Source organism: Nonomuraea mesophila (genome assembly GCF_004352805.1).
In the GTDB taxonomy this organism is placed as follows: Bacteria; Actinomycetota; Actinomycetes; order Streptosporangiales; family Streptosporangiaceae; genus Nonomuraea; species Nonomuraea longispora.
Genome location: NZ_SMLD01000052.1, coordinates 1 through 26,873, shown reverse-complemented (window position 1 = coordinate 26,873; position 26,873 = coordinate 1). Strand labels below are relative to the sequence as shown.

Here is a 26,873-nt window from a genome sequence, read left to right as displayed (position 1 = left end):
CATCGAACACATGCACTAATGATGGCAAACGGTCGGCGTTCAGGTGAGGAATGCCGGGCGGAGCATGGCGAAGGCGGTGTCGACCAGGGTGAGGCGGTCGGCGGTGCCGCCGGTGCGCAGCCATTCGCGGGACACCGCGTCGAGGGCGGCGCCCGCCGCTGCCGCCGCCAGATCCGCCTCCAGCGGCGGCATCCCCCGGTCGGCCAGGGCCTGAATGATGCGGGTGTGGGCCTCGTCGCGTTTCTGCAGGAGCCGGGTGCGCAGCGCGGGCGTGGACTCGATCAGCCGCATCGCCTCGACCTGCGCGTTGATGCGCGCCTCCCAGCCGCGCAGCACCGCGTGCAGGCACTCCCACGGCTGCTCCAGCGGCGGGCGGGTGGCGATCTCGTGCGCGACCTGCTCGCCCATCTCCTCGATCTCGCCGAAGACGGCGTCTTCCTTCGTGGGGAAGTAGCGGAAGAAGCTGCGTTTCGACATGCCGGCCGCCCTCGCGATGTCGTCGACGGTCGTCTCGTCGAAGCCGCGCTCGGCGAACAGTTCGAGCGCGCGTCCGGCCAGTTCGGCGCGTACGGCGCGTCTGGTGCGATCTCGCAGACCTTCCACGCCCGCCATCCTACACCGATTGCCATATGTGGCACCCGGTGTCATATTTGGTGCAACGCTCCGAAGGATGGTGGTTCTCATGGACGGCAAGACTGTCCTCGTCACCGGCGGCACCGGTGGCATAGGCAAGGAGACCGCGCGCGGGCTGGCCGCCCGCGGCGCCCGGGTGATCGTGGTCGGTCGCGATCCCGTACGCGCGCAGCGGGCGGCGGACGAGCTGGGCGCGGGTGGGGGGCGGGTCGAGGCTCTGGCCGCCGACGTGACCGGGCAGCGCGACCTCGCCAGGCTCGCCGCCCAGGTCGCCGAGCGGTGCGACCGGCTCGACGTACTGATCAACAACGTCGGTACGCACCCGCCGCGCCGCACCCTCACGGAGGACGGCGTGGAGGCCACCTTCGCCGCCCACGTGCTCGCCCCGTTCACGCTCACCCGCCTCCTGCTGCCCCTGCTCGGCGGCCGGGTCGTCAACATCACGGGAGGCATCCCCGGTGGCCGGATCGAGCTGGACAACCTCCAGGCCGAGCGGCGTTACCTGGGGTGGACGTTCAGTCAGTACAACCACACCAAGACGATGCTCATGGCGATGAGCTTGCGCTTCGCCGAGGAGGTGGCCGACAGCGGCGTCACGGTCAACGTCGCCTACCCCGGCCACGGCCACACGCCGATGAACCAGGCGATGACAGTGGCCGGCTTTCCCTACGTGTACCGTCCGGTCGTGCCGCTGTTGCAGGTCCTGACCCCGCGGATCTTCGGCGACCTGAGCAAGCCTTCCCGCTCCAGCGTGTACCTCGCCGCGAGCGGCGACGTGGAAGGGGTGACGGGGACGTACTTCACCATGAAGTGCCGCCGCGTCCCCTGGCCGGCCAGCGTGCTCGACCGGCGCAACCAGGACACGATCTGGGCTCTGTGCGAGGACCTGACCAGGGAAACAGTGTGACATCCGCCGACACAGGCGATCTATACCGTGCCTGCCTCTGCCCCCGTCAAAGAGACCGTGGACGTCCGACCCCTTGGCCACGGCAGCCGCACCGCCGGCCCTGACGCGGCTGCCGGGTCGTCAGGACGTCATCCGGTGAAGCGGATGGTGGCGCCCTTGCTGGTGATGGCCAGCACGCGGAACGAGAGGGCGTTCTTGCCGTTGATGCGCATGTTGCCGCGGGCGCCTTCGCCCAGGGAGGCCGTCGAACCGGGACCTCGCACCACGACCATGTCCTGGTTGAAGATGCCGCCGACGTGCTCCTTGGAGACGTAGACCCGGGAGAAGCCGTAACGCTTCTTGGAGATGCGGAAGCTCACGGCCTTCGAGAAGGTGAACTTGCACTTCCCGTCGTAGCAGCTGCGATAGCTGGGCTTGGCCGAGGCGGCGGCGGGGGCGGTGGCCACGGCGGGCGTCACGACCATGGCGCACGCGAGGGTCAGGGCGGAGAGGGCCTTCCTGTGCACGGTCTTCCCTTTCATCCGATCAACGGGGCGCAATCTTTGTATCGCGTTTCAGGCGGGAGGGGTCCCGGCGCCACCGGAGGACACTGGTGCGTGACGTCCGCGAGGGAGCAAGGGAGCAGAGATGCCAGGGGCACACACCCGAAGGACGGCGCTGGTGACCGCGGCGGCGGCCGTACTGCTCGCCGGCTGCGGACCCGCGCCGGAGGAGGCGGCCTCGCCGGCCGACGCCCCGTCCTCCCCCGCGGCGACGTCGCCGTCGGCGCCCCCTTCGACGGCTCCCACCGCGTCGCCGACGCTGACCCCTTCGCCGACGGCGACGCCACTCCCCAAGGCCAGGAACGGCACCAGGCGCCGGGCGTGCCGGGACGCGAAGTGCGAGGTGCTCGTCTCGGACGGGCAGACCATCAGGCTGGCCGCCAAGTGGGGGCTGCTGCCGATCAACGTCACCGTCGAGGACGGCTCGGTCACCTTCGACGCCTACACCCCGTCCGGCATGCGGCTCACCATGGCGGAGCAGACTCCGGACCAAGGAGGTCCCAGCACCGTCAACGAGGTCAGCTTCGAGGTGGTGGCCGTCAAGGGGAAGAAGGCCGTCATCAAGATCACGCACTGAGGGGCGGCGCCGTAGCCGTCAGGATTCGGTGAGCCGCTCCAGCGGCGGCCGCAACACGCAGAACTCGTTGCCGTCGGGGTCGGTGAGCACGTGCCAGGACCAGCCCTCCTCCTCGACGGGCTCGCCGGTGACGCGACGCCCGCCCAGGGCCACCAGCCTGGCCACCTCGGCGTCCAGGTCGGGCACCCGCAGATCGAGATGCACCCGGTTCTTGCCCGTCTTCGGCTCCGGAACCCGTTGCAGGAGCAGTTCGACGCCGTTGCCGCCCGGGGGCAGGAGCCGCCGGTAACGTCCGGGCGAGGCAGGCTCGGCGGTGTAGCCCAGCGCTCCGCACCAGAACGCCGCCGCCCTGCTCAGATCAGCGCAGTCGACGACCACGACCAGGACGACATCGTCGCGCCCGCCGAAACGAGCCGGCCCACCAGTCATAGCGTCACGTTACGTCATCATCGAAGCCGACCAAGCCGGACAACACAGAATTCGACTCACGATGACGTCCGCTTGTGAGCGGTCACCGGGGAGCGTTTCGACAGCGACTGGCTCAAGCGCCGGCATCGCTGGTTGAGGCGGGAGGATCCAGGTTGGGTATGGCCAGTTGTGTTCGCCGCCAGAAAGCACGAAGCAGATCAAGGGCACCGGAAAGGGCAGAGCCGGCGCACGTGAGGTCCTCGGCGAGCCTGGGATAGTCGATCTCCCATACGGGTGGCGGATCGGGGAGGTGCTCAGGCACCGAGTGGGTGCCTCGAGCGGCGAACACGTGGTGCACCACGTCGAGCAACCCACGATCGGCGGGCAGACCGTCCTCGATCAGCAAGATGAGATCCACCAGATCTTTCACTCTGGTATTAGGCCGCGAGTCATAATCTCGGGTGAGCGCGTGCAACTTCTCGGCGAAGTGCTGGCGGCGATCGACTGATTCGATCGTCCGTGCCGGAACGTCGGCGAACCCGAGCACGCCGGGCAGCCGAATACGCTCGGTCGCTGCAAGTTCCTCCCCCCGTAGCACGATGTCCAGGCGAATCCGGGCGAAGGTCCTTCCCGCGAGAGCACTGTCAACGGGGAACCTCCATCCAGGCCGTCCAGCCGTGTCCACGTCCAGCGTGATGTGTCGCCCCACGGTGAAGACGAAGCCATCCTCGTCGACGTCTACGGCCAGCGTCTCGATCAGCTCTTCGCGCATGGCCTCGCCATCGTGTGGTCCGTCACGGAGCGCCAGATCGAGATCCTTCGTGGCACGCGCGCGGCCGCCCAGCCGGAATTCCAGTGAGGTGCCGCCTTTGAGAACCCAGCGATGTCCGACGGCAGAGAGCCTGGCTGAGATCCGATCGAATACAGCAACCCTCCGCAACCGGCTGAGGTCAGTGCCGCTCTCGTCGGCCTGGCGTTTGAACCGGGCCTCCAGAGCTCGGCGGAGATCCGCCGGAGTCGTATAGCGACTCATGCGATCTTCTGAAGGGCGCGTTCCACGGCGAGTTCAGCCACGGCGCCGGCTCGTTGCGCGGCTTGCAGAAGTTGCCCCTTCGTCGCGGCACCACGATCGAGCAACTCAGCCACGGCGGAGTCGATCAGGTCCTGGCCCACCCGGTCCGCCGCGGACTCCACGATGGCGCGTACGGGCTTCGTCACCCGAAAGCCCTCATGTTCCTCGACTTCATCACGGCGCAGATCGGCCCGGTGGAGGACGACCGACGAATGTCGCCGGCGAAAGCCCGCCGGAACCGTCAGATGAACCCGCGCAGGGTTGGCGATGCCCAGATCGTGAACAGCCAACGCGGTGGTATGGGACACGACCGCACGCCCCTGGCCCCACAGTGCCCAGCGGACGAGGTGATCATGTTCGCCTTGTGGGAGGTCGGCGAACTCGCGGAAGCGGTAGAGGCCGCGATCGACGCGCGTCCAGTTGCCGCTGCGGGCCTGAAAGTGCTGGGACTGGTAGCTGTAACCGTCTTCGAGAGCCTGCGCCGCCGTGAAATAGCCACGCTGGAGTGCGGCTCGACGCCACAGTCGCGCCCGAGGCGAGTCTCCAGCTGACCCCACAGTGCGTTACCTGTCTCCTACAACAACGTTTTAGTTCTGCGTGCCAGCATACGCCAAACTAATACTCACTTGTAGGAAGTCGTCCACTCGATGCGGCTCACTCGTTTGTGACCGGTACAGCTGGCTGTACCCGGCAAAGTCCAGCGGGCGGGATCGTACGCGAGGGGGCCGGGACGACATGCTGGTTGATGTCCGGAGCGGACACCACCCCCGAATGCAGGAGCGTTACCCATGTCGCGTCTCTCTTCCCCTTCCTCGACCCCTCGGCGCATGCGCGTCCTGGCCGTGGCGGCGCTGTCCGCGCTGACGGCGATGAGCGTGGCCGCCGCCCCCGCCGCCGCGGTGATCGGTCCGGAAGTGGGAGCGAACGTCCCGCAGCACAACCCCGCGGACGAGTTGCAGGCCGAGCTGGACGAGATGCGCCAAGAGGTGAAGGAAGCCAAGCGCAACCGCAGCAACGACGCCCTGCAGAAGCAGCTGAACGGCCTGGTCAAGAAGCACAAGTTCCCGGCGGCGCTGGCCGCCGTCCGTGACAGCAAGGGCAGGACCCGCTACTACACCGCCGGGGTCGGCGACCTCAAGACCAAGGCGAAGGTGCCGGTCGACGGGTACGTGCGCATCGCCAGCAACACCAAGACCTTCACCGCCGCGACCGTGCTGCAGCTCGTGGGCGAGGGCAAGGTCAAGCTGGACGACCCGATCGAGACGTACCTGCCGAAGCTGATCCGCGGCAAGGCCGGCGACGGCCGCAAGATCACCGTACGGCAGCTGCTGCAGCACACCAGCGGCCTGCCCAACTACACCCGCTGGATCCCCAACATCTTCGACGCCCGCGACAGGTACAGCACCCCTCAGGACCTGCTGAGGATCGCCTTCAAGCACAAGGCGTCGTTCGCGCCCGGCAAGGGCTGGGAGTACAGCAACACCGGCTACACCGTGCTCGGCCTGCTCATCGAGAAGGTCACGGGCAAGCCGGTGAGCACGGCGATCACCGAGCGGATCATCAAGCGGGCGGGCCTGCGCCACACGTACTGGCCGGGCAAGAAGGTCAAGACGGTCCGTGACCCCCACGCGAAGGGGTACGGCTCCAGGAAGCCCGGCGGCAAGCTGCTCGACATCACCAACCTCGACCCGTCGTGGGGCGGCGCGGCCGGTCAGCTCATCGCCACCCCCAGCGACCTGAACCGCTTCTGGGCCGCCCTGATGGACGGCACGCTGCTCAAGCCGGCGCAGCTCAAGGCCATGAAGAAGACCGTGAAGGCGCCCGGCATGCCGGCCGGCTGGAGCTACGGGCTCGGCCTGATGAAGATGCCGCTGAGCTGCGGTGGCGTGGCGTGGGGCCACGGCGGTGACATCGACGGCTACGAGACCCGCGGCGGCATCACCGACGACGGCAGGGCCGCCGCCATCGCGGTCACGGCGCTGCCCTCCTCCGACGCGGGCGCGATGAGCGTCATCAAGGCCGCCGACACGGCCCTGTGCGCCAAGAAGCGGTGACCACATCCGGTCCGGCCGGGCCCCGGGAGCACACGCCCCGGGGCCCGGTCACGTTCACGGGGTCTTCGCGTCGTCCCGGCGGCCGGGCCGGAGCCTGGTGAACGCCCGCCGCGGCAACGTCAGCGCCAGCACGGCCAGCACCACGTGCACGACGATGAAGGCGTAAGCCTCGTTCCGCGTCGCCGGGTGGCCCAGCCGCACGGTCATGTGGTGGGCCCAGTCCCACAGCTCGGGGATGCCGTCCAGCCGGCTGTTCATCAGCACCGCCATCAGGTCCTCCAGACCCGACACGTGCAGGATGGTCAGGGCTGTCCCGGTCCGCAGCACGCCCTCGCGGGAGCCGCCGCCCAGCCGGTAGGCCAGCAGGAGCGCGATGAGCAGGAACGGCACGAAGACGATTACGTGCAGGTACAGGTCCTCGAACGCGGCTGTCCCGTCCTGCATGTCCATGGCCGTCATGAACGTCGCCGGCACGAAATAGCACAGAAAGGCGAGGAAGATCGCGGGGAGGGCCACCAGGTGCAGGCGCAGTCGCCGCGCCCATTCGACGTCCAGCCAGGCGACGGCGACGACGGCCGCGATCTGCGGGGTCAGCTTGACGAGAAACATCCACAGCGAGGTGATTTCACGCTCGTACGGGATGAGGAAGCGCACCGCGCCGGCCAGCGCCACCGCCAGGGCTCCTGCCAGGAGCGTCACCCGGTTGTCCCGCCAGAATGAAGAAGTCACCTTGAGTTCCTGTCAGTGCGTCACGATGATCGGTGTGCCGTGGGCGGGGCAGGAGCCGAGCGTGACCGTCTCCGCGCCGTACGGCACGACGTCCACCAGCACGGGCCGGGCGCGGCGCAGCGCCGTGACGGCCGGCGCTCCCCCGGCGGTCCGGCGGGCGTGGAAGCGGCGCCACAGCAGGTGAGTGGTGCCGCAGCCGCTTCCCGGTGCCGCGAAATAGCCGAGGTGCGGGTCGTAGGCGAGGCCGTGTTCGCGTACGGCCTGTCCGGTGTCCATCCGTTCGGCCACGGTCACCGCGATCCCGTCGAGTTCGGGGAGGACCGTGTCCAGGGCCGGCCGTTCGCCCACGAGCGTCGCCCGCCCCGCCCGGGCGGCGAGCCGAAGGGCGGCCGAGTTCAGCTCGCGGCGGCGGGCCTCGTCCACGACCTTCGCGCCCGGTGCGAGGATCACGCCGTACCGGGGACCGGTCCGCCCGAGAGCGCGCCGGTCCAGCACGGCCGGGCGCACCTCCAGCACGGGCGCCCGGCGTGGCGCTCGTGCCTGGGCGAGCGCCTCACGAAGGTCACGCCCGTCGCTGATCCACGGCGGCGGTTCCCGTGAGGGGTCGAACGGCCGCGCGAACGGGCACAGACGGTGCAGCTGGTCCGCCAAAGCCTCGGACGGGGTGGGCTGTGGCTCGTCCAGCGCCCGTCCCGCGGCCACCCACTGGTCGCGGTAGAACGGCACTTTCATGAAGGCGGTCTCCACCACCTTGCGGTAGGCCCGTTCCCAGCGCGCCGCCGGAAACTCAGCCGGCATCGACTCTGATCCGGAGCAGGTCGTCGACGGTGGCGAGCGTCGCGGCGAGTTCGCCGGCGCTGTCGCCGGAGGCCAGCACGTACCCCAGCTTCGCTCGGCACTCGGTGTAGGGCACGACCCGGTCACCGGGCTCGGCGGTGACCACCACGTCGGCCACCTGCGGCAGCGCGCGCACGTCGGCCAGGCCGTCCAGCGCCCGCAGCGTGCCGGCGGAGCCGGCGCGCAGCATGCGGACGGCGGCGTGCCTGACGTGGCTCGGCCGCAGGTCGGGACGCTGCCCGATGGCGAGCTGCACGGCGGCCGTCACGGTGTCCACTCCGTGCATGAGGCCGAGCGCCTCGCCCATGCCGTTGCCGCCGATCCGGGCGCCCATCTCGATCAGTACGATCCCGTCGCCGGTGACGAACAGGTCCAGGTTGACCGGGCCGTCGGTGTGGCCCACCTCGGCGCAGACCAGTTCGAGCTGCCGGGCGACCTCCTCGGTGAGCCGCTGGTCCCGCGGTGCCATGTCGTGCCCGACGGCGACGACGTTGGGCGGCTCCACGACCCGGTCGCTCAGGCCGAGCAGCGCCACCTTGCCGTCCTGGAGGAACGCCTCCCCGCACAGGTCCTGGCCGGTCACCACCTCCTCGGCGATGACGGTCGCCGAGGGCGAGACCGCGGCGGCGGCCCGCGCCGCGTCGCCCAGTTCCGCTGGCGCGGTGCAGATCGTGATGCCGCGCGAGCTGCCCGAGTCGATGGGTTTGACGATGACGGGGAAGCGCAACCGTGCCGCGTCGCGTACGACCTCTCCGGCGGCGCCACTGACGTAGGCGGGCCCGCGCAGGCCGAGCCGCAGGCAGACCTCCCTGAAGTACGCCTTGTCCACCGACGCCCGCAGGGCGGCGGGCGTCAGCGTGCCGGGCAGCCTGAGCCGGGCGGCCACCTCCACCAGCGAGGGGAGGTTGATGTCGGAGCCGGGGGCGAGCACGCCCGCCACGTCGTCACGGCCGTGCAGGGCCGCCGTCACGGCGTCCACGTCCCGGGTGCTGAGGTGGAGGAACTCCCCGGCCTCCCGCACCCCGGGGGCGTCGGCGCGCATGTCGACGCAGATCGTGCCCAGGCCGAGCCGGTGAGCGGCCCGGTAGGAACTGATGGTTCCGTCCGAGCCGCCGAGGATGACGAGCCGCTTCACGGGGTGACCCGCGGCGCGTCCCAGTGGACCCCGCGGCTCTCGATGAACCAGTCCACGGTCCTCGCCATGCCCTCGTCGAGGGGAACCAGCGAACTCGGCTCGATGCCGACCGACAGGAGGGTCTTGGTCTGCGCCGTGACGGCGGTGTCCGGCGTCTCGCCCGGCCGCATCGGCAGGTCGACGATGGGCACGCGCGGGTAGCCGCGGGCCTCGCACAGGTCGATGATGAGCTCGGCGACCTCGCGGATGGTGGCGGACCTGGTGGGGCCGACCTCCACGACGTGGTCCAGGACCACTCCCTCGGCCGCCTTCTCCAGCGAGGCCACGAGCGCCCGTGCCACGTCGCCGACCCAGACCATGTCGGAGATCTGCGTGCCGCCACCGTACAGTTCGACCGGCATCCCGCTCAGCGCGCGGCAGATCACGGCAGGCGTGATCTTCCTGACCTTGCCGGAGGCGAAGGGCGGCGCGGCCTGCTGGCGGGGCCCGTAGGCGTTGACCACCCGTACGTTGTTCACCTTGGTGCCGCGGTGGGCGTTGAACATGCGGACGAAGCGCTCGACCGCCGTCTTCGAGATGGAGTAGCTGTTGTCCATCCAGTGGTTGCCGACGCAGATGTAGACGCCCGGCAGGTCGTACTGGGCGACGGCTTCGAGGAAGTTCAGGCCGCCCATGAGATTGGTCTCGGCCGCCGGCCGGGGATTGGAAATCGTTTCCTGGGTCCCGAGTACGGCAGCCAAATGCACTATCGCGTCGCAGTGCGCCGCGAGTTCCGTCATTGCGATGGCGTCACGTATATCACCTCGCATGACTTCCCATGGAATGTCGGCATTAACATGTCCCCTGTGATCGAACAGGAGCGGAACGTGGCCACGGGATGCGAGTTCTTCGCACACGTAGCGGCCGATGAAGCCGTTGCCGCCCGTCACACCAACCTTCATGCCACCTCTTGAGTGTGAGCGCATCACAACAGATGCCACGTTTTGTCGTTAACGTGCCAGGCGCATCCCACCAGACGAAATATACCGCTATCTTATCCAGCGGTAGTTTGTATCAATGTTGTGATTGTTTCGTCATCAAAGGCCACCGCGTGCACCTGGAAGTACTCGACCCTTGCGAGGATGCCGAGCCGTCGGGCTGGGAGGAATTCCGCCAGGCGGAGGGCCTGTCCGCCATCTGGGCTCATGACGTCATCGCCGCTTCGTCCGCGCATTCGTGGGCGCGACCCCTGCTCACCGTGTTCCGCGACGGCGGGCGGATCGTCGGGGCGGTGGGCGCCGTCTACGCCGGCCTCCCCCTGCCGTCCTCCCGCCGGGTCCCACGGCCGCGCCGCGAGCCGCTCCTGCTCGACGTCCGCCTGCCCGGCCACTCCAACGCCCCGACCTGGCACTTCAGCGACGCCGTGACACCGGGCGAGCGCCGTCGCCTCATGCGGATGTTCGAGCAGGCCGCGCGGCGGCACCTGGGCTGGGGACTCACCGGCGTGCTCTATCGCATGGTGACCGAGCCTCACCTGCCCGCGGTGACCCGTCGGGGCGCGATCGTCAGGCCGTCGCCCGGCTCCACGGTCATGCCGCTGCACTGGACGTCCACGGAGGAGTGGATCGGCTCGCTCAGCAGGAACCGCCGCTCCACCCTGCGCCGCCAGCTCAGGCGGATCACCCAGGCGGACGACCTGGTGGTCTCGGAAGGCGAAGCGCGCACCGACCTCGACCCCGGCGAGCTCGCAGAACTGAACCGCAGGCACACGGCCAGGCTGGCCACCCGCTTCGACCCCCGGGCGCCGCTTCCCGAGGAGTATTTCGCCGCACTCCTGAGCCGCGCGGACGTGAGCGTCCTGTCCTACCACGCCGCTGGACGGCTGCTCGGCTTCGCGATCGTCTACGACCACCATGACTCCCCCGCGTACGGGCCTTGGGCGGCGCTCCAGCCGGAGGAGGGCGGCCGTAAGGACCTGTACTTCGACAGTTACGCCCGGATCGTCGGGCGGGCCGTGCGGCAGGGCGCGAAGCGGCTGCTCGGCGGCAGGGGACGGGTGGATGTGAAGAGGTCGCTGGGATTCGCATACGTGCCCATGAGCGTCGTCGCCGTGCCAAGGTGGGCGATGGGATGATCGCACTCCGGACGCTCGACCCCCGCCACGATCCCGAACCCGCGGGATGGGAGCACCTTCGCACCGCCGGCCGCCAGTGCGTCACGTGGCGCTACGACCTGCTGAAGGCCTACGCCTGGGGCGCGCAGGCACCCGTGCTCCTCACCGTCCTGCACGACGGGGGCACCGCGGTCGGCGCGGTCTCGGCGTCCTTGCGCGGCATCAGACCCCGCAGGGGCTCCTACGCGAGGGGCCGCGACGTCGCCGGAGTCGTGGACGTCCACGCGCCGGGAAACCGGTCGCAGAAGGGCTGGTGGTTCGCCGGCGACCTGGAGCCGGAGCGGCGCAGGGAACTGCTGCGCCGCTACGTGCGCGGGATACGCGAGGAACTCGGTCCGAGCTGGCGCGGCGTCGTGTGGCGCGAGGTGTCGCCGGGCGAGCCCGCGCAGTTGCCCGGGTTGGTCAAGGCCGCGCTGCCGACCGCGCCGCTGGCCCGGCTGGCCACCCCGTGGACGGACATGGAAGCGTGGTACGCCCGGCTCGACCGCGCCCGCAGGGACTCGCTGAAGCGGCGAGCCAGAACCTTCACCGCGGACGCCGGCCTGTCGATCGCCGTCGGCCCGGCGCGCGAGCTGGTCACCGGGGCCGAGGCCGCCGCGTTACGCGCCGAGAACGACCTCAAGCACCGCGCCAGGCTCTTCCCTCAGGCGCCGCTGCCGCTGCCGTACCTCGACGCCCTGGTCGGCGGCGACGAGGTCGTGGCGATCGCCTACCGCGACGGCAGCAGGCTGATCGGTCTCTCCCTGATCCTCGACCACCCCGACTGGCCCATCTGCCTCAGCTGGGGTGCGCTGCCGCCGGAGTCCGGCGGACGCAAGCACCTCTATTTCGACGGCTACGTCCGGATGGTCGAATGGGCCATCGCCTCGGGCAAGACCGGGCTGGTCCTCGGCAAGGGGCAGGCCGAGATCAAGCGATCCCTTGGCGCAGACCTGGTCCCCTCCTCGGCCCTCGCCGTTCCCTTCTGACCTCGTGGACACCATGACCTGCGTGCAGTGCGGCCACCCGCACCCCACCCGCCTGACCCGCTTCGCGCGCCCGGCCCGCTACTCCTGCCGCGCGTGCGGGGCCTTCTACCGGCCCCGCACGGTCTCCGCGCCCGGGCGACCCGACGGGCCCGCACCGGAAGAGGACCCGCTGACGGCGTTCATGCCCGCGCACATGGTCCGATGGGTACGCCGCCACGACCCGGCCACCGACACCCCCGACCGTGCGACCCTCGCCCGCTGGTACAAGGAGTTCGACGCCCTCGTGGCCCGCGCCGCGAGCTCGCCGCAGGCGCGGGCCGTCATCGAGCAGGCCGGCGCGACGGCCCTCGACCGCCTGCCCGCCTTCAACAAAGTGTGCGCCGCGCTGCATGCCACCTGCTACGACTCCCGGCTCGCGACCGCCAGGCTGGCCGGCGACGACTCGCCGTCCGTCATCGAGCGGGTCGCCCACCTGCGCCACTGGCTCGCCACGGCCGGCCGCTCCACCACCTGGCTGGAGGCGCCGCCCGCCCCGCCGCCCGACCGGCGGGCGGTCGAGGAACTGCTCGACCCGCCGACCTCGTTCACCCAGGAACAGGTCGGCGTCTATTTCCGCGCGCTGTTCGGCGTGGACAGAGGTCCGTCCCTTCCAGGCGTACGGGCCCGCTTCGGTGACGACCGCATCCGCCGGGCGCTGCTCGACTACCTCGACGACGGGTCCCGCCCGCTGCGCGAGGTCGTGGCGAGGGAACTGGACGACGGCGCCCCGTGACCACCACCGAGCACCGCATCGGCCCGCGCCGCCTACTCACCCTGCTGGGCGGCCGCGCCACCTTCCGCCTCCTGCTGTACGGCTCCGCCGGCGTGCTCGTGGCCGCGTGGAGCCGCGAGGACTTCAACCGGTACGCCGCCGCCGTCGGCGCGGTGGGCTGGCTGTGCATGGTGGTCCAGTCGGGCCCGGAGAAGGCGGCGCTCACGCTCATCCCGCGGGCCGGGCGCACCCGCCGGCAGATCGCCGGGATGCTGCGCGCGATGGTCACGTACGTACCGTTGCCCTTCACCGCGGCCGCGGCAGCCGCGCTCCTGCTCGCACCGGACGCCACGATCACGATCTATCTGCTGGCCATCGCCTACTACATCGGCCTGGGCTGCGGGATGCTCGGCGTGGCCGTGCACCGGGCGCTCGGCAGCTACACCCGCGACACCGTGCACTTCACTCTGCTCGGCCTCGGCATGATCGGCATGGCCGGGCTGGCGTTCACCGTGCCCATCCCGCCTTCCGTCTATCTGGCGGGACTGCTCGTCCTGGTCAGCGGGCTCAACCTGGCTCTGCTGCGCGGCCTGCCGCGGGCCGGCTCGTGGCGGCGGCCGGTGCGCGACCTCTTGGCCAGGACCGTGGTGCTGATGGGCGCCGCCGACGTCATGAGCAACGCCATGATCGGCACGCTGTTCGTGGAGCTGTCGCTCACGTCGTACGCCGGCCAGAGCGGCGACCTCTACATGATGACCCTCGGATGGGGGTTCGCCGTGTCCGTCGTCTACACGCTCCAGCGCATCTACCAGCCCCGGCTGGTCCTGCGGATGGGCTCGGACGACGCGACCGGGATACGGCTGCTCGTCCGGCGGGCCGCGCTGCTGTCGACCTGGGCCGGCGCCCTCTGGCTCGCGCTCGCGGGAGCGGCCCTGGCGGGCGGGCTGGCCGGGACCGGCTCCCTGGTCGCGCTGGGTGTGCTGCTGGCGTCGTTGCTGCCCGTCAACACGCTGGCCAGTGCCGGGATGTTCGTGCTGGAGAACAGCGGCCGGGCGGGGCTGCGCGACAGTGCCAGGGCGGTCGTGCTCGCCTGGGCCGCGACCACGGCGCTGGGCGCGCTCGTGGTGCCGTTAGCCGGGGCGGCAGGGGCGGTGTACGCCCTCGGCGCGCAGGGATTCGTGCTGGGACTCGTCCTGAGGAGGCGGATGTGACGACGGGACTGACCGTACTGGTGCCCTGCTACAACGAGGGGGCGCAGGTCGAGGTCGCCCACGCCGAGCTGGTGGAGGCGCTGAAGGAGCTCGGCGAGATACAGATCCTCTTCGTCGACGACGGCAGCGCCGACGACTCGCTCGCCAGGATCCGCCGCCTGGCCGAGACGGACCCGCGGGTGGCGTACGTGTCCTTCACCCGCAACTTCGGCCTGGACGCCGTCATGGCGGCCGGGGTGCGCTACGCGGCCCACCCCTGGACCGTCCAGTGCGACGCCGACCTCCAGGTGCCGCCCTCGGAGATCCTGACACTGCTCGGCAAGGCAGCCGAGGGCTACGACGTGGTGTTCGGCCGGCGGCTCGGCCGGCGCGACCCGCTGATCCGCAGAGCCGGCTCGGCGATCATGCACTGGGCCGCCCGCAGGGTCTTCGGCATCGACATGCCGCGGGGCGCGTCGACCTTCCGGCTCATGCGCACCGGCGTGGCCCGCACCATCATGGACCTGCGCCTGCCGTGGTTCATCCCGGCGGTCCCCCTCGTGGGCGCCCGCTATGCGGTCACCCCGGTCTCCCACCGGGCACGCACGGCCGGCCGCTCCAAGCTCCGCCCCGTCAAGCTCGCCGGGCACGCCCTGGAGCTGTTCTTCGGTTTCTCGTTGCGGCCGCTCACCGCGCTCTACGCGGGCGGCGCTCTGGCCGCCGCGCTGGCCGTGCTGCTCGCGCCGGTGGCGGACTCCCCTGTGGCCGGGGCGGCCCACCTGCTGCTCACCGGCGCGAGTCTCGCGGCGCTGGCGCTGGTGGCCAGATATGTGCACCGGCTGCTGCACGAGACGTCGCCGCTGCGGCGCTACTACGTCAGGGAGTCGAACCTGGCGCTGGCCCCGGAGGACACGTTGACCGGCGGTCTGCCCTGCCCGCCCTCTCCGGGCCGGTTTTGACCTCCCGCACGGCGGCTCGGCGGCGCCCACTCAGGACCCCATGTGGGACTCGAACCACTGCAGCATCGGTTGCGGGCGCCTCTGGAACTCCAGGTAGCCGTCGAAGCGGCGGTCGGTGCCGCGGATCCACTGGAGTTTCTTGTCGGCGACCGGAATGTTGTCGAACATCGTCTGTACGTCGCTCGGATCGGTCAGCGTGTCGTCGTGCACCTGGTAGAGGAGGGTCGGGACCCGGACCCCCTTGGCCCACTGCTGTGGCTGCCGCTGCGCGAAGGGAATGCCGGTGCGCAGCACCACCAGCCTTTCCAGCTCGTCGATGCGGTCGGCCGGCACGCCCGCCATGACCAGCCGCCGGGCCATGATGACCTCCATGGTGACCGGTTGCGGCCCCACCAGGCAGCGCACGCCGTCGAACGCCCGCGGGTCGCTGCTCATCGCGTGAAACGTGGAGCTGCAGCCCAGGCAGCGGCTGAACAGGCCGATCCGCATGTTCCGCGTGTCCCGCCGCCGGCGTGCGTACCGCAGCGAGCCCAGGACGTCACGCGACTCGAAGATCCCGCTGGAGGCGATGCCGCCGTTGGCGGCCCCGCTGAGGCCGTAGTTGCGCAGGTCGTAGGCGAGCACGTTGTACCCGGCGTCGTGAAGGATCTTGTAGTCGGGTACGAGGTCCACCTCCATGTCGTTGCCGCTGGAACTCCAGATCGACTTCCACGGTTCCAGATGGCCGGGCAGGCCGGCCCGGCTGAATCCCATCGGGTGATTGGCGATGATCAGCTTGCTGGATCCCCGGGCAGGGATGAACCAGCCCTCGATGGGCACGCCGTCAACCGCCTGGAAGGTGACGTCCTCGTAGTCGAGGCCCTGCTCCTCCGGCGAATGCATGATCGGCGAGCGGAGCTGCTGACCGAACGCGTCGGCCATCTGCTGCAGGATCTGGTCCTCGTCGGGAGCCGTCGACGCGGACCTCGCCATACCCGTCAGAAGCGGGACGGCTGACAGTCCGGCCACCGTTCCCAGCACAGCGCGGCGAGTTGCTTCAGGCATGTGGCTCTCCATCTTCTCGTACGGCAGGGCCCCGTTCGTGGTGATCCCATCGTCGGAAGGCCGGCGCGCGGAGTCCAAAGCTTGTGTGGCATCGTCATACGCCTGAGGCATCACCCGACGTCAACCAGAGGGCTATGCTGCAGACATGGCCGAGTCGGCGCCGGATCTGGATCTGCGGTCAGTGCGCTATTTCACGGTCGTCGCCGAGCACCGGCACTTCGGCAGGGCCGCCGAAGCCCTGCACATCACCCAGCCCTCGCTGAGCCGTCAGATCCGCGGCCTTGAGCGGCGGCTCGGCGTTCCCCTGCTGGACCGCACCCCGCACGGCACCCGGTTGACCGAGGCGGGCGAGGTGTTCCTGCCCCGTGCCAGGGCGTTGCTGCGATCATCGGCCCAGGCGGTGGCCGCCACCCGCGCCGCGGCCCGCCCCAGCAGGATCGCGGTCGGGCACACCCTGCACGTGCCGGTCATGCCCGCGGTGCGCGACCTCCGTCATCGGCATCCCGACGCCGAGGTGCGCGTGGTGCAGCTGGCCTGGAACGAACCGCGTGCCGCGCTGCTCGATCGCCGGGTGGACGTGGTGGTGTGCCGGCTGCCGCTCCGCGATGACGGGCTCGACGTGACGGTTCTCTACGACGAGCCGCGGGTCCTTCTCGTCTCCCGCGACCACCACCTGGCCGGCAAGGAGCGGGTGACCCTCGACGACATCGGTGACGAGGTCCTGCCGCGCCTGCCCGACAGGACCTGGAACGCCTACTGGCGGATCGACCCGCGACCGGACGGCGGTTCCGCGCCGGACGGCCCGCTCGTCGAGGCGCCTGAGGAGAAGTTCGAGATCGTCGCGGCGGGTCAGGCCGTGGTCATCGTCTCGGCCGGCCTGCGCGCGGAGACCCTTCACCCCGGCCTCACCAGCATCCCCTTGGAGGGGGTGCAGCCGGGCCAGGTCGTCCTCGCCACCCGGGCAGGCGATGACAACCCCCTGCTCGCGCCCTTCATCGAGGCCGCCATGAATCGGCTCACAGGCGATTAGCCGGGGTCACTCCCACTCGATGGTGCCGGGGGGCTTGCTGGTCACGTCGAGGACCACGCGGTTGACCTCGCGGACCTCGTTGGTGATCCGCGTCGAGATGCGGGACAGCACGTCGAACGGCACCCTCGCCCAGTCGGCCGTCATCGCGTCCTCCGACGTCACAGGACGCAGCACCACCGGATGCCCGTAGGTGCGCCCGTCGCCCTGCACCCCCACCGAGCGCACGTCGGCCAGCAGCACCACCGGGCACTGCCAGATCTGCCGGTCGAGGCCGGCCCTGGACAGCTCTTCGCGGGCGATCGCGTCGGCCTCTCGCAGCAGCTCCAGGCGCTCGCGCGTCACCTCACCGACGATGCGGATGCCCAGGCCGGGGCCGGGGAACGGCTGGCGCCAGACCATGGCGGCGGGCAGCCCGAGCTCCTCGCCGGCGCGGCGGACCTCGTCCTTGAACAGCGCCCGCAGCGGCTCGACCAGCGTGAAGCGCAGGTCGTCAGGCAGGCCGCCGACGTTGTGGTGGGACTTGATGTTGGCGGTGCCGGTGCCGCCGCCCGACTCGACCACGTCGGGGTAGAGCGTGCCCTGGACGAGGAACTCGACGGGCTTGTCGGCCATGATGGCGCGCTGTTCGTCCTCGAAGACGCGGATGAACTCGCGGCCGATGATCTTGCGCTTCTCCTCTGGGTCGGTGACGCCCTCCAGCGCCTTGATGAAGCGGTCGGCGGCGTCGACCACGCGCAGCTTGACGCCCGTGACGGCCACGAAGTCGCGCTCGACCTGCTCGGCCTCGCCCTTGCGCAGCAGGCCGTGGTCGACGAAGACGCAGGTCAGCCGGTCGCCGATGGCGCGCTGCACGATGGCAGCGGCCACCGCGGAGTCGACGCCGCCCGACAGCGCGCAGATCGCGTGGCCGTCGCCGACCTGGCGGCGCACGGCCTCGACGGAGTCTTCGACGATGTTGAGCATGGTCCACGACGGGCGGCAGCCGACCGCCTCGAGGAAGTGCCTGAGCACCGCCTGCCCGTGCTCGGAGTGGAGCACCTCCGGGTGGAACTGCACGCCGTAGAGGCCACGATCGGGGTGCTCGAAGGCGGCGACCGGAGTCTGGCCGGTCGAGGCGGTCACCGTGAACCCCTCGGGGGCGGCGGCCACGCTGTCGCCGTGGGACATCCAGACCGTCTGGGCGCTCGGCAGGCCCGCGAAGATGACCCCCTCGTGGAGCACGTCGAGCGCGGTGCCGCCGTATTCGGCGACGCCGGTGCGGGCCACCTCGCCGCCCAGCGCCTGCGCCATCGCCTGGAAGCCGTAGCAGATGCCGAACGTCGGAACGCCCGTCGAGAACAGCCCGCGCGGCACGGGCGGCGCGCCGTCGGCGTAGACCGAGGAGGGGCCTCCTGACAGGATGATCGCCTTCGGATTTTTCGCCATCATCTCCTCGACGGGCATCGACGAGGGGACGATCTCTGAGTAGACGTGGCACTCGCGCACCCGCCTGGCGATGAGCTGCGCATACTGCGCGCCGAAGTCGACCACCAAGACCGTGTCGAATTCAGACACTGAAGACCCTCCAGAAGGCGGAACGCGGTAAGCACAGTCTATCGGCCTTGTGCGTTACGCCTGGCCTGGCTCCGGCTCTCGTGCTAACACAGGAGAATGGATCTTGTCTGGCCGGCGACGACGTGGGCTTTGTGGGTCGCCACCCTGGCCGCCGCCTTCAAGGTGTCCGGTCGCGACAGGACCCCGCAGCGGGAGCCGCGCCATCCGGCGCCCGCCCCCGTGGCGGAGCTCTTACGCGGCATGCGGGTGCAGGACGTGTTCCATTCGGCGCTGTTCGAGCTGGCCGGGCGCGGATGGGCCATCGTGGAGGGCGACCGGCTGTCGCTCGCGCCGCGCCGGGAGGAGCCGCTGCTGCCGTACGAGCGGTGGGTGCTCGACCAGGTGGGCGCCAGGATGGGCGGGGCCCCGCGGGCACCGGTGATCGCGCTCATGCCCGACGGTCAGGTGCTCGACCGCGAGTTCCTTCCCCTGGTCCGGCAGCGCGCGATCGACCTCGGGCTGGCGCGGCGGCGCTGGTCGAGCATGCTCGTTCCGGTGCTGCTGGCCTGCGCCCTGGTGGTCCCGTGGTTCGCCACCGTGGCCGCGGCCGGCCTGTCGTGGCCGGGGATGATCGCGACGATGGTGTCGTTCGTGGCCGGGTCAGGGCTGCTCCTGGCGGGCCGCGGGTTCCTGCTGACCCCGGCGGGGCGCGAGGTCGCCGGGCCGGGGCAGGTGGAGGTGAACCCGCAGCAGGAGTGGATCTTCACGGGCAGCGGCTGGCACGGCGTGGAGATCGTGCCCGCGGCCACCATCGCGCAGGGCGGCAAGCGGCAGGAGATCGGCGGCCACGTCGTCAAGCGCTGGATCGAGGTCCACGGAGACAGCGAGAACTCCTACCACATCGCGGTGCACGACGGCAGCTCGGAGAAGGCCGTCGCGTTCCGCGTCAAGCAGGGCGTCTACCAGGACGTGCTGCCGGGCGACTCCGTACGCCTGCTGGTCAGGCCACGCAGCGGCGCGGTGGTGCGGTTGCTGGCCCACGAACGTCAGTGGTGAGGCGGCAACCGCCCGGCGAACAGCGCCTCGGTCCGCCGGCGCAGCCGCGCGGCGTGCTCCGGGCCGGTCAGCAGCAGGAATGTCTCCTCGCGGATGGCCTCCACCACCAGGCCGGCGACCTCGGACGGCTCCATGCCGTGCTCCGTCGCACTGCTCACCGCCTCCTGCGCGGCCACCTCGTCGGGGCCGGGCGTGGTGGCCAGGCTCGGAGGGCGTAGCCGCCCGGAGTCGGCGATGCGCGTCCTGACCGCGCCCGGGCAGAGCGCGGTCACGCGGAGCTTGGACCCCTCGGCGGCCAGGTCGTGGGCCAGCGCCTCGGAGGCGGCCAGCGCGGCGTGTTTGCTGACGGAGTAGCCGCCCGACCCCGGCGAGGTGAACAGCCCCGCCGTGGAGACCGTGTTGACGATGTGTCCCTCGGTGTCCTGCTCGATCATGCGCGGCACGAACTCGCGGATGCCGTGCAGCACGCCCCACAGGTTGACGCCCAGCAGCCAGGCGAGGTCCTCCTCGCCGCGGGTCCACAGGCGGCCGCCCTGGTAGACGCCCGCGTTGTTGCACAACACGTGTACGGTCCGCAGCTCCCCGAAACACCGGTCGGCCAGATGGCGTACGGAGGACGCGTCGGACACGTCGGTGATCTGCGTGAGCACCCTGGAGTCGCCCGCCTGCGCGGCCGTCTCCGCGAGCGGGCCGTGGTCGACGTCGGCGAGCATCAGCGTCATGCCCTCGGCCGCGAACCTGAGGGCCAGCGCCCGCCCGATGCCGCTGCCCGCGCCCGTGATCACGGCGACCTTGCCGGAGAGCTCGCGCACGGACAGACCTCCTCAGCGACCGGCTCTGCAGGGTGCTCCGGATCACCAGACGCTACAGGATGCCCGCGATCAAGCCCAGAGGCGGCGAACCGAGATCGAGCAGGGCCTTGTGGAACCGTTGCAGGGTGAAGCCGGCGCCCCACTGCTCGCGGGCGCGCTCGCGCAGGTCGCGGATGAGCAGCTTGCCGTAGGTGTAGCGGCCGTACGTCGGGTCGAACGACGCCCGCTCGGCCTCGGCCGTCGCAGCGGGGCCGGCCAGGTGGGTGTCCGACACGAACCGCCCTGCGGCCTGCTCGACCGTCATCTGGCCGGTGTGCACGCCGATCGCGCAGGCCAGCCGGGTGACGCGGATCAGCGCCTCCAGCCAGACGCCGATCTCGAAGCGGGGGTCGCCGGCCTCGAAGCCCTCCTCGACGCAGAGCTCCTCGGCGTAGTGGGCCCAGCCCTCGATGAACGCGTCCGACTGCAGCAGCCTGCGCACCTGCGACGGCGCCCGCCGCAGCGCCCTCCCGTGCGAGAAGTGGCCGGGGGCGACCTCGTGCACGTTGATCGCGGGCAGCGTGGTGCGGCTGAAGACCTCCAGCCACTCCTCCTGGTCCTGCCGCGGCCAGCTCGGGTCGGGCGGGGTGACGTGGTACCAGGACGGGCCCTCGGGCTCGCCTGGCGCGTTCCACGACATCATGGCCATACCCCAGCGGCGCGACTCGGGCGCGGGCCCCACCAGGCACTCGCCGTCGTGGTAGGGCACGAGGTTCTTCTCGCGGGTGAACGCGATGGCCTTCTCCGTGCCGATCCTGGCCGCCTCGATCACGCCGTCGGCGTCGGGGTGGTCCTTGACCAGCTCGCGTACGACGTCGAGCGGCGCACTGCCGCGCTCGCCCAGCTTGGCGCAGGACTCGGTGAGCAGCTCCATGAGGCGGTCGCGCTCGGCGTCGGCCCGCTCCGCCAGCCTGCCGAGGTCGACGGGCAGCCCGTCCGCCGTGCCCATCAGCCTGCGGAGGGCCGGGCCGCCGAGCGCCGCGTCGGGGTCGCCCTCGTCCGCCGCGTGCTGGAGGTGGGCGACGAGCCGGCCGTGCGCCCGCAGCGCGGTCTCGTCCGTGACGCCGGCGGCCAGGCCTTTGGCGGTGTTCACCAGGGATTTCGCGACGGGGGCCGGGATCCGGTCGAGCGCCTCGATCGCGTTGTCCACGGCGTCCGGCCAGAGCGCGAGGTGGGCCGCCCTGGCCGCGGCGCGCTCGGCCTCCGGGGCGTAGTCGCGGTCGTAGCAGGCGAGGTCGAGGTTGGACAGGTGGACCAGGGGGTTGCTGCGGTGCAGGGCCAGCTCGCCGAACTGGGTGCGCAGCCGTTCCTCGAACACCTTTACATGCCGGGCGTCGTGCGGGTCGGCGGGCGCGGCTGCCTCGCCGAGCCGGTCGAGTCCCGCGCGTACGCCGTCGGGCGACAGGTCCTGGATCCGGCCGTCGTACTCGTGCCTGCCGCCGCTCTCGCGCGCCTGGGGGACGATCAGGTCGGCGACGGCACGCAGTCTGGGGTCAAGATCGGTCATGCTGCCGACGCTAGCGCAGGCACTTCGCGGACTATAAGGGCGCGCGTCCCAAGAGACCGAAATGCGAAACTGGTCCGTATGGCCCTCCAGATCACGACGCTCGCCGAGCGTCCGGAGTTCGCGTCGACGTTGTGGGACATGGACCATACGTGGCGGGAGTTCATGCTCAACGACCCGATCGCCGACCTGTTCTACCCGGTCGCCACCACCACCTACGCCGACTGCGCGCTCGTCGCCGACGACGACGCCGAGCCCGGCCGGCTGGTGGCGCGGGCGTTCATGATCCCGTACGTCGCCGGCGGCTCCGAGCTGCCCGACGACGGCTGGGACGGCGTGATCCGGTCGGGCCGGCTGGCCCGCGAACGCGGCGACCGCCCCGACGCCGTCTCCGCCCTGGAGATCACCGTGCGGCGCGACCTGCAGGGCACGGGGCTCAGCTCGAAGATGCTGGCGGCGATGCGCCACCACGCCGCCGGCCAGGGCTTCGCCGAACTCGTCGCACCGGTCAGACCCAACCTCAAGCACCACGAGTCCCACACCCCCATGAGCGAGTACGCCTTCCGCACCCGCCCCGACGGCCTCCCCCATGACGCCTGGCTGCGGGTGCACGTACGGGCCGGCGGGAAGATCGTCAAGGTGGCGCCGCGGTCGATGGTGATCGCGGGCACGCTCGCGGAGTGGCGGAAATGGACCGGCCTGCCCTTCGACCGTACGGGCGACGTCGAGGTGCCGGGGGCGCTCACTCCCGTGCACTGCGACGTCGAGCACGACCACGCCGTCTACGTGGAGCCGAACGTCTGGGTGAGCCATCCGCTGACCTGACCCGGCTCGTCAGGGCGCCCGGCCGCCGACCCGGTGGAGAGCACGAGCGGCGCGGAGGCCAGGAAGGCGCGGCCGGCGTACCGTCACCTACCCTCGGGCCAGCCCGTTGATGATCCGCCACATCGAGCGATGGCAGAGCGCGCGGAAGGCGTCCTCGTCCATCCCTATCCTGCCGTTCAGGTACTGCTGCACCAGGCCCTGCGCGCACGACGTGACGGCCAGCGTGACCTCCAGCACGTCGTCCTCGCGCAGCAGCCCCGAGCGCATGCCCTCCTCGACGAGCTCCGTGAGCACGGTGAACGGTGGCCCCTGCCCGCCCCGGAAGTCCTCGGGGAAGCGGCGCGCACCCGTCCACGCGTCGAGGATCAGGAACTGGAACAGGTGCCGGTTGCCGAGCGCGAAGTCGAGGAAGTCGTCGAGCGCCGCCGAGATGCGTTCCGCCAGTTCCCCCGAAGGGGAGCGCCGCCGCCACTGCGCGGCCAGCTCGCTCGCGCTCCGGTTGGCGACGGCCCGCAGCAGCGCCTCCCGGTTGGGATAGTGCCGGTAGATCGCCATGGCGGTGATGCCCACGGCGTCGCCGACGCGCCGCATGCTGACCGCGGCGGCGCCCTCGTCGACGAGGATGCGCTGCGCGACGGTCACGATGCGCTCGGCCGTACCCGGATCTGTCACGTATACAACGTATACCGAGCGCCAGGACGGTACGTGCCGAGATGAGGAAGATTCGGTATCGCTACTGACAGGTAGTTTTTGCCGATGCGCGGCATGGGGACACAATCCTTCCATGGCACCCATCTCGCCGCTACGACCCGGAGACCCGCCACTGCTGGGCGGCCTGGAACTGGCCGGCCGGCTGGGCGAGGGCGGCCAGGGCGTCGTCTACCTCGCCCACGAACCGTCGGGCACCCGCGTGGCCGTCAAGTGGATGCGTTCCGACCTGGCGGGCGACCAGGTGAGCGTCGAGCGGTTCCTGCGCGAGGTCCAGGTGGCCCAGCAGGTCGCGCCGTTCTGCACCGCCGCCGTGCTCGGCACCGGCGTCGAGCAGCACCGCCCCTACATCGTCAGCGAGTACATCGAAGGGCCCTCGTTACACCAGGTCGTGACGGAGCAGGGACCGAGATCGGGGTCCGTCCTGCATCGGCTGGCCATCGGCACCGCCACCGCCCTGGCCGCCATCCACCAGGCCGGCATCGTGCACCGCGACTTCAAGCCGGCCAATGTGATCATCGGCGCCGACGGGCCCAGGGTGATCGACTTCGGCATCGCGCGGGCGCTCAACACCACGTCGACGATCAGCGGCACTGTCGTGGGCACGCCCGCGTACATGGCGCCCGAGCAGATCATGGGCCACACCGTCGGGCCGGCCGCCGACCTGTTCTCGTGGGCCAGCTCGATGGTCTTCGCCGCCTCGGGCCGGGCTCCGTTCGGCAGCGACACGATGCCCGCGGTGATCAACCGTGTGCTCAACCAGAACCCCGACCTCGGCATGCTCGACGACCAGCTGCGCGACGTGGTGATCGCGTGCCTGGCCAAGGACCCCGCGCAGCGGCCCACCGCCGAGCAGGTCATCATGCGGCTGCTGCAACGCCCCGCGCCCAACGCCGGCATCCTCGCCGAGGCCGCCGCCGAGGCCGCGCCGCAGGCGCCGTTCGGGCGGCACCCGGCACCGCCCTCGGGGCCGGGTTACGCGGCGCCGCCCGGCCCGCACACCCCCACGATCCAGCCGCCCCCGCCGAAGCCCTGGCCGCCGCCGGCGCGGCACGGGCAGACCACCCACCAGCAGCACGCCCCTGCTCCGCGACGCGGGAACAGGACCCCGCTGATCGTCGGCGTCACAGTGACGATCGCCCTGCTGATGCTCGCCGGCGTGGTCGTGACCATCCAGGTCAACCAGGCCTCCGTCGCCGAACCGTCCCGCACCGGAACGTCCGAGCCGTCGCGGGCCACCGCGAAGCGCGACCCCACCACACGGGCCGGCGTGCCGCCCACCGGCAGTCGGACCCGGCTCCCCGGCGGCGAGATCCACCTGTACGAGCACCCCGACGACGCCGTCTTCCTGACCTCCTACGAGATCGAGGACGAGAAGAAGGACGAGTGGATCGACTACGCCAGGGCCTCCCTGCACGGCTCGTTCAGGAAGTACGCCGCCAACTGGGAGTCGGTGGTCTCGCCCGACGGCCGCTACCTCGCCCACCGCGGCAGGAGCTACAGCTCCGACGACCACGACTTCATCGTCATCACCGACCGGGGCTCCGGGGAGCGCACCACGATCAAGACCGTGAAGGACCCGCTGATCAGCACCATCAGGGCCTGGTCGAAAGACGGTGAACGCATCCTGCTGAACACCGAGAAGAAGAACGGCGACGACTGGATCAACCTGGGCTTCACCATCATCGACGTGGCCGCGGAGAAGGCCACCACCGTCGACGTGGCCGACACCTCGATCCGCGAGACCTCCTTCGGCTTCGACGGCGCCGACGAGGGCACCGTCAACGTCTATGGCGACGAGAAGAACCGGGGCCTGCGCTTCTTCGACGCCGCTGGCAAGGCCACCCGTTCGTTCCCCGGCGTCGGCACGATGCCGTCGGGCACGCAGGACATCTTCTCGCCCTCGGGCAGGACGTTCGTCACCAACTGCCCCAACGGCGGCGACGGCGACCACTGCATCTGGGACTCCGAGTCGGGTGAGCGCCTGCGCAAGTTCTCCTCCGACTGTGACAAGGTGCTCGGCTTCTACGACGAGAAGCACCTTTACTGCTGGGAGCAGGACAACGCCGACAACGACGAGGTCCAGGTGATCGACTTCAGCGGGAAACTGCTGCGCAAGCTGCTGGAAGTGCCCGACGGCCTCAACGTCAGCCCGGCGTTCACCATCAATCCGGACCGAGTTTCCTGAACCATCCCGCCCGCTGAGCCGTGATGGAGGGCATGAAGACGCTGATCCGCACGGCCGTGACCGCCACGGCGCTGGCGAGCGTGGCGGCCGCCTGCGCCTCCGCGCCGGAGGGGACGCCGCCCAGCAGGACGAGCCTCGGCGACGTCCGGCTGGTGGCCTACTCCGGATGTGACGACCTGCTGGCGGGGCTGCGCGAGAAGGCCGTCCGGAACGTCGGCCCGTACGGCTTCGGCAACGCCATGCCCATGACCGCCAGGGCGGAGGCCAAGGCCGAGCCGGCCGCCACCTCCGAACACTCCACGACCAACGTGCACGAGGCGGGGGTGGACGAGCCCGACCTGGTCAAGACCGACGGCGACCGGGTCGTCACGGTCACGGACGGCACGCTGCGGATCATCGACGCCGCCACGAGGAAGGTCACCGAGTCGCTCGACCTGACCGACGGCGACGGACCCGGGATCCCCTCCGACCTGCTGATCTCCGACGACCGGGCGCTGGTCATGCTGCGCGGCGGCGCCGCCCACCGCTCGTTCGGGCCGGTGCGTGACACGCGGTACGTGCTGGTCGACCTGGCCGGCGAGCCCAAGGTGCTGAGCACCATTGAGCCGCAGGGCACGTACGCCGACGCGAGGATGGTCGGCTCGACGGTCAGACTGGTCACCCGCAGCCGGCCGGACATCACGTTCCCCCAGGTCAGGTCGGTCCTCCCGGACGCCGAACGGATCAAGCGCAACCAGGAGGTCATACGCGAGGCGCCGGCCGAGGCCTGGCTGCCCCAGATCAAGATCACCGACGCGTCGGGGTCGGTGAGGAAGACCTCGGTCGCGTGCGAGCGGATCAGCCACCCCGCCGACTACACCGGCACCTCGATGCTGACCGTGCACACCATCGACCTGGCCCGGGGCGTCACCGCCGCGGGCACCGACCCGATCGCCCTGGCGGCCGACGGCGACATCGTGTACGGCACGGGCGGCAGCCTCTACGTGGCCAGCAACCCGCAATGGTGGGGCATGCCGTTCCGCCCGCTGCCGGTCGCCCCCACCACCAGACCGGGCACGCCCACCGGCTCACCGAGCGGCACCGCCTCGCCGGACACCCCCACGAGCCCGTCCGGCGACACCACCGCACCCGACGCCCCCACGAGCCCGTCCGGCGACACCACCCCTCCGGCTGTCTCTTATACACACCTCTGTCTCTTATACACAGCTGACGCTGCCGAT

Annotated in this window: 27 protein-coding genes; 13 read left to right on the top strand and 14 right to left on the bottom strand. The window is 70.7% G+C overall.

The features are described 5' to 3' along the window. Positions 1-39: 39 nt before the first annotated feature. Positions 40-603: a TetR family transcriptional regulator gene (locus E1295_RS20720; protein WP_220448813.1), complete on the bottom strand. Its 564-nt coding sequence runs from the start codon at positions 601-603 to the stop codon at positions 40-42. A gap of 79 nt (positions 604-682) precedes the next feature. On the opposite strand from E1295_RS20720, the gene E1295_RS20715 reads away from it, so the two are divergent. Beyond that, entirely contained in the window at positions 683-1,540 is an 858-nt protein-coding gene (locus E1295_RS20715) for an SDR family NAD(P)-dependent oxidoreductase (protein ID WP_246080166.1), read from the top strand. Positions 1,541-1,668: 128 nt separating this feature from the next. Here E1295_RS20715 and E1295_RS20710 read toward each other — a convergent pair whose 3' ends face one another. Then, positions 1,669-2,061, bottom strand: coding sequence for a hypothetical protein (locus E1295_RS20710; protein WP_132631981.1), 393 nt, complete (start codon positions 2,059-2,061; stop codon positions 1,669-1,671). Between the two features lie 106 nt (positions 2,062-2,167). On the opposite strand from E1295_RS20710, the gene E1295_RS20705 reads away from it, so the two are divergent. Beyond that, a complete protein-coding gene (locus E1295_RS20705) occupies positions 2,168-2,659 on the top strand; it encodes a hypothetical protein (protein ID WP_132631980.1) in 492 nt (163 codons plus the stop codon). 18 nt (positions 2,660-2,677) lie between these two features. Here the strand turns inward: E1295_RS20705 and E1295_RS20700 are convergent, their stop codons facing one another. From E1295_RS20700 to E1295_RS20690, 3 genes are all read right to left on the bottom strand, one after another. Further along, entirely contained in the window at positions 2,678-3,088 is a 411-nt protein-coding gene (locus E1295_RS20700) for a VOC family protein (protein ID WP_132631979.1), read from the bottom strand. A 112-nt stretch (positions 3,089-3,200) separates the two neighbouring features. After that, the gene (locus E1295_RS20695; protein ID WP_132631978.1) at positions 3,201-4,100 is read right to left on the bottom strand and encodes a nucleotidyl transferase AbiEii/AbiGii toxin family protein; all 900 of its coding nucleotides are present in this window, start codon (positions 4,098-4,100) and stop codon (positions 3,201-3,203) included. Next, the gene (locus tag E1295_RS20690) at positions 4,097-4,696 is read right to left on the bottom strand and encodes a type IV toxin-antitoxin system AbiEi family antitoxin domain-containing protein (RefSeq protein WP_132631977.1); all 600 of its coding nucleotides are present in this window, start codon (positions 4,694-4,696) and stop codon (positions 4,097-4,099) included. Before E1295_RS20690 ends, E1295_RS20695 begins: the two co-directional genes overlap by 4 nt. A gap of 231 nt (positions 4,697-4,927) precedes the next feature. On the opposite strand from E1295_RS20690, the gene E1295_RS20685 reads away from it, so the two are divergent. Beyond that, complete coding sequence (locus E1295_RS20685) at positions 4,928-6,193, top strand: serine hydrolase domain-containing protein (RefSeq protein WP_220448812.1); 1,266 nt, start codon at positions 4,928-4,930, stop codon at positions 6,191-6,193. A 54-nt stretch (positions 6,194-6,247) separates the two neighbouring features. Here the strand turns inward: E1295_RS20685 and E1295_RS20680 are convergent, their stop codons facing one another. The 4 genes from E1295_RS20680 to E1295_RS20665 are packed head-to-tail and all read right to left on the bottom strand — an operon-like array spanning position 6,248 to position 9,835. Beyond that, the gene (locus E1295_RS20680) at positions 6,248-6,922 is read right to left on the bottom strand and encodes a hypothetical protein (RefSeq protein WP_132631976.1); all 675 of its coding nucleotides are present in this window, start codon (positions 6,920-6,922) and stop codon (positions 6,248-6,250) included. A gap of 12 nt (positions 6,923-6,934) precedes the next feature. Further along, on the bottom strand, positions 6,935-7,720 hold the full coding sequence (locus E1295_RS20675; protein WP_132631975.1) for a hypothetical protein: 786 nt from the start codon (positions 7,718-7,720) through the stop codon (positions 6,935-6,937). Then, positions 7,710-8,894: an ATP-grasp domain-containing protein gene (locus E1295_RS20670; RefSeq protein WP_132631974.1), complete on the bottom strand. Its 1,185-nt coding sequence runs from the start codon at positions 8,892-8,894 to the stop codon at positions 7,710-7,712. The genes E1295_RS20675 and E1295_RS20670 overlap by 11 nt, the downstream gene beginning before the upstream one ends. Next, the gene (locus tag E1295_RS20665) at positions 8,891-9,835 is read right to left on the bottom strand and encodes an NAD-dependent epimerase/dehydratase family protein (protein ID WP_132631973.1); all 945 of its coding nucleotides are present in this window, start codon (positions 9,833-9,835) and stop codon (positions 8,891-8,893) included. The genes E1295_RS20670 and E1295_RS20665 overlap by 4 nt, the downstream gene beginning before the upstream one ends. A 149-nt stretch (positions 9,836-9,984) precedes the next feature. Here E1295_RS20665 and E1295_RS20660 point away from each other — a divergent pair, with 149 nt between their 5' ends. Genes E1295_RS20660 through E1295_RS20640 form a run of 5 tightly spaced genes read left to right on the top strand, consistent with a single transcriptional unit; the run spans position 9,985 to position 14,914 of the window. After that, positions 9,985-11,007: a GNAT family N-acetyltransferase gene (locus E1295_RS20660; RefSeq protein WP_166427327.1), complete on the top strand. Its 1,023-nt coding sequence runs from the start codon at positions 9,985-9,987 to the stop codon at positions 11,005-11,007. Next, a complete protein-coding gene (locus E1295_RS20655; protein ID WP_132631971.1) occupies positions 11,004-12,014 on the top strand; it encodes a hypothetical protein in 1,011 nt (336 codons plus the stop codon). The genes E1295_RS20660 and E1295_RS20655 overlap by 4 nt, the downstream gene beginning before the upstream one ends. 4 nt (positions 12,015-12,018) lie before the next feature. Continuing rightward, on the top strand, positions 12,019-12,786 hold the full coding sequence (locus tag E1295_RS20650) for a hypothetical protein (protein WP_132631970.1): 768 nt from the start codon (positions 12,019-12,021) through the stop codon (positions 12,784-12,786). Next, positions 12,783-13,976: a hypothetical protein gene (locus E1295_RS51030; RefSeq protein ID WP_132631969.1), complete on the top strand. Its 1,194-nt coding sequence runs from the start codon at positions 12,783-12,785 to the stop codon at positions 13,974-13,976. The genes E1295_RS20650 and E1295_RS51030 overlap by 4 nt, the downstream gene beginning before the upstream one ends. Continuing rightward, a complete protein-coding gene (locus E1295_RS20640; RefSeq protein ID WP_166427326.1) occupies positions 13,973-14,914 on the top strand; it encodes a glycosyltransferase family 2 protein in 942 nt (313 codons plus the stop codon). The genes E1295_RS51030 and E1295_RS20640 overlap by 4 nt, the downstream gene beginning before the upstream one ends. 30 nt (positions 14,915-14,944) lie before the next feature. Here the strand turns inward: E1295_RS20640 and E1295_RS20635 are convergent, their stop codons facing one another. After that, positions 14,945-15,886, bottom strand: coding sequence for an alpha/beta hydrolase (locus E1295_RS20635; protein WP_132631968.1), 942 nt, complete (start codon positions 15,884-15,886; stop codon positions 14,945-14,947). A gap of 217 nt (positions 15,887-16,103) precedes the next feature. Here E1295_RS20635 and E1295_RS20630 point away from each other — a divergent pair, with 217 nt between their 5' ends. Beyond that, complete coding sequence (locus E1295_RS20630) at positions 16,104-16,988, top strand: LysR family transcriptional regulator (protein WP_132631967.1); 885 nt, start codon at positions 16,104-16,106, stop codon at positions 16,986-16,988. Between the two features lie 6 nt (positions 16,989-16,994). Here E1295_RS20630 and guaA read toward each other — a convergent pair whose 3' ends face one another. Then, positions 16,995-18,584 (bottom strand): glutamine-hydrolyzing GMP synthase, encoded by a 1,590-nt coding sequence (gene guaA / locus E1295_RS20625; protein ID WP_425465357.1) that lies wholly within the window; start codon positions 18,582-18,584, stop codon positions 16,995-16,997. A 54-nt stretch (positions 18,585-18,638) separates the two neighbouring features. On the opposite strand from guaA, the gene E1295_RS20620 reads away from it, so the two are divergent. Further along, on the top strand, positions 18,639-19,577 hold the full coding sequence (locus tag E1295_RS20620) for a DUF2207 domain-containing protein (protein WP_132631965.1): 939 nt from the start codon (positions 18,639-18,641) through the stop codon (positions 19,575-19,577). Here E1295_RS20620 and E1295_RS20615 read toward each other — a convergent pair. Both E1295_RS20615 and E1295_RS20610 read right to left on the bottom strand, forming a co-directional pair. Further along, on the bottom strand, positions 19,568-20,389 hold the full coding sequence (locus tag E1295_RS20615; protein ID WP_166427325.1) for an SDR family NAD(P)-dependent oxidoreductase: 822 nt from the start codon (positions 20,387-20,389) through the stop codon (positions 19,568-19,570). The genes E1295_RS20620 and E1295_RS20615 overlap by 10 nt on opposite strands. Positions 20,390-20,441: 52 nt before the next feature. Then, a complete protein-coding gene (locus tag E1295_RS20610) occupies positions 20,442-21,935 on the bottom strand; it encodes a DUF885 family protein (RefSeq protein ID WP_132631963.1) in 1,494 nt (497 codons plus the stop codon). Between the two features lie 78 nt (positions 21,936-22,013). On the opposite strand from E1295_RS20610, the gene E1295_RS20605 reads away from it, so the two are divergent. Then, positions 22,014-22,757: an N-acetyltransferase gene (locus tag E1295_RS20605; protein WP_132631962.1), complete on the top strand. Its 744-nt coding sequence runs from the start codon at positions 22,014-22,016 to the stop codon at positions 22,755-22,757. Between the two features lie 87 nt (positions 22,758-22,844). On the opposite strand, the gene E1295_RS20600 is transcribed toward E1295_RS20605, so the two are convergent. After that, the gene (locus E1295_RS20600; protein ID WP_132631961.1) at positions 22,845-23,429 is read right to left on the bottom strand and encodes a TetR/AcrR family transcriptional regulator; all 585 of its coding nucleotides are present in this window, start codon (positions 23,427-23,429) and stop codon (positions 22,845-22,847) included. 112 nt (positions 23,430-23,541) lie between these two features. On the opposite strand from E1295_RS20600, the gene E1295_RS50205 reads away from it, so the two are divergent. Both E1295_RS50205 and E1295_RS20590 read left to right on the top strand, forming a co-directional pair. Then, complete coding sequence (locus E1295_RS50205; protein ID WP_246080164.1) at positions 23,542-25,653, top strand: WD40 repeat domain-containing serine/threonine protein kinase; 2,112 nt, start codon at positions 23,542-23,544, stop codon at positions 25,651-25,653. A gap of 32 nt (positions 25,654-25,685) precedes the next feature. Then, a partial coding sequence (locus E1295_RS20590) for a beta-propeller domain-containing protein (RefSeq protein ID WP_246080162.1) occupies positions 25,686-26,873 on the top strand: 1,188 nt, incomplete at its 3' end.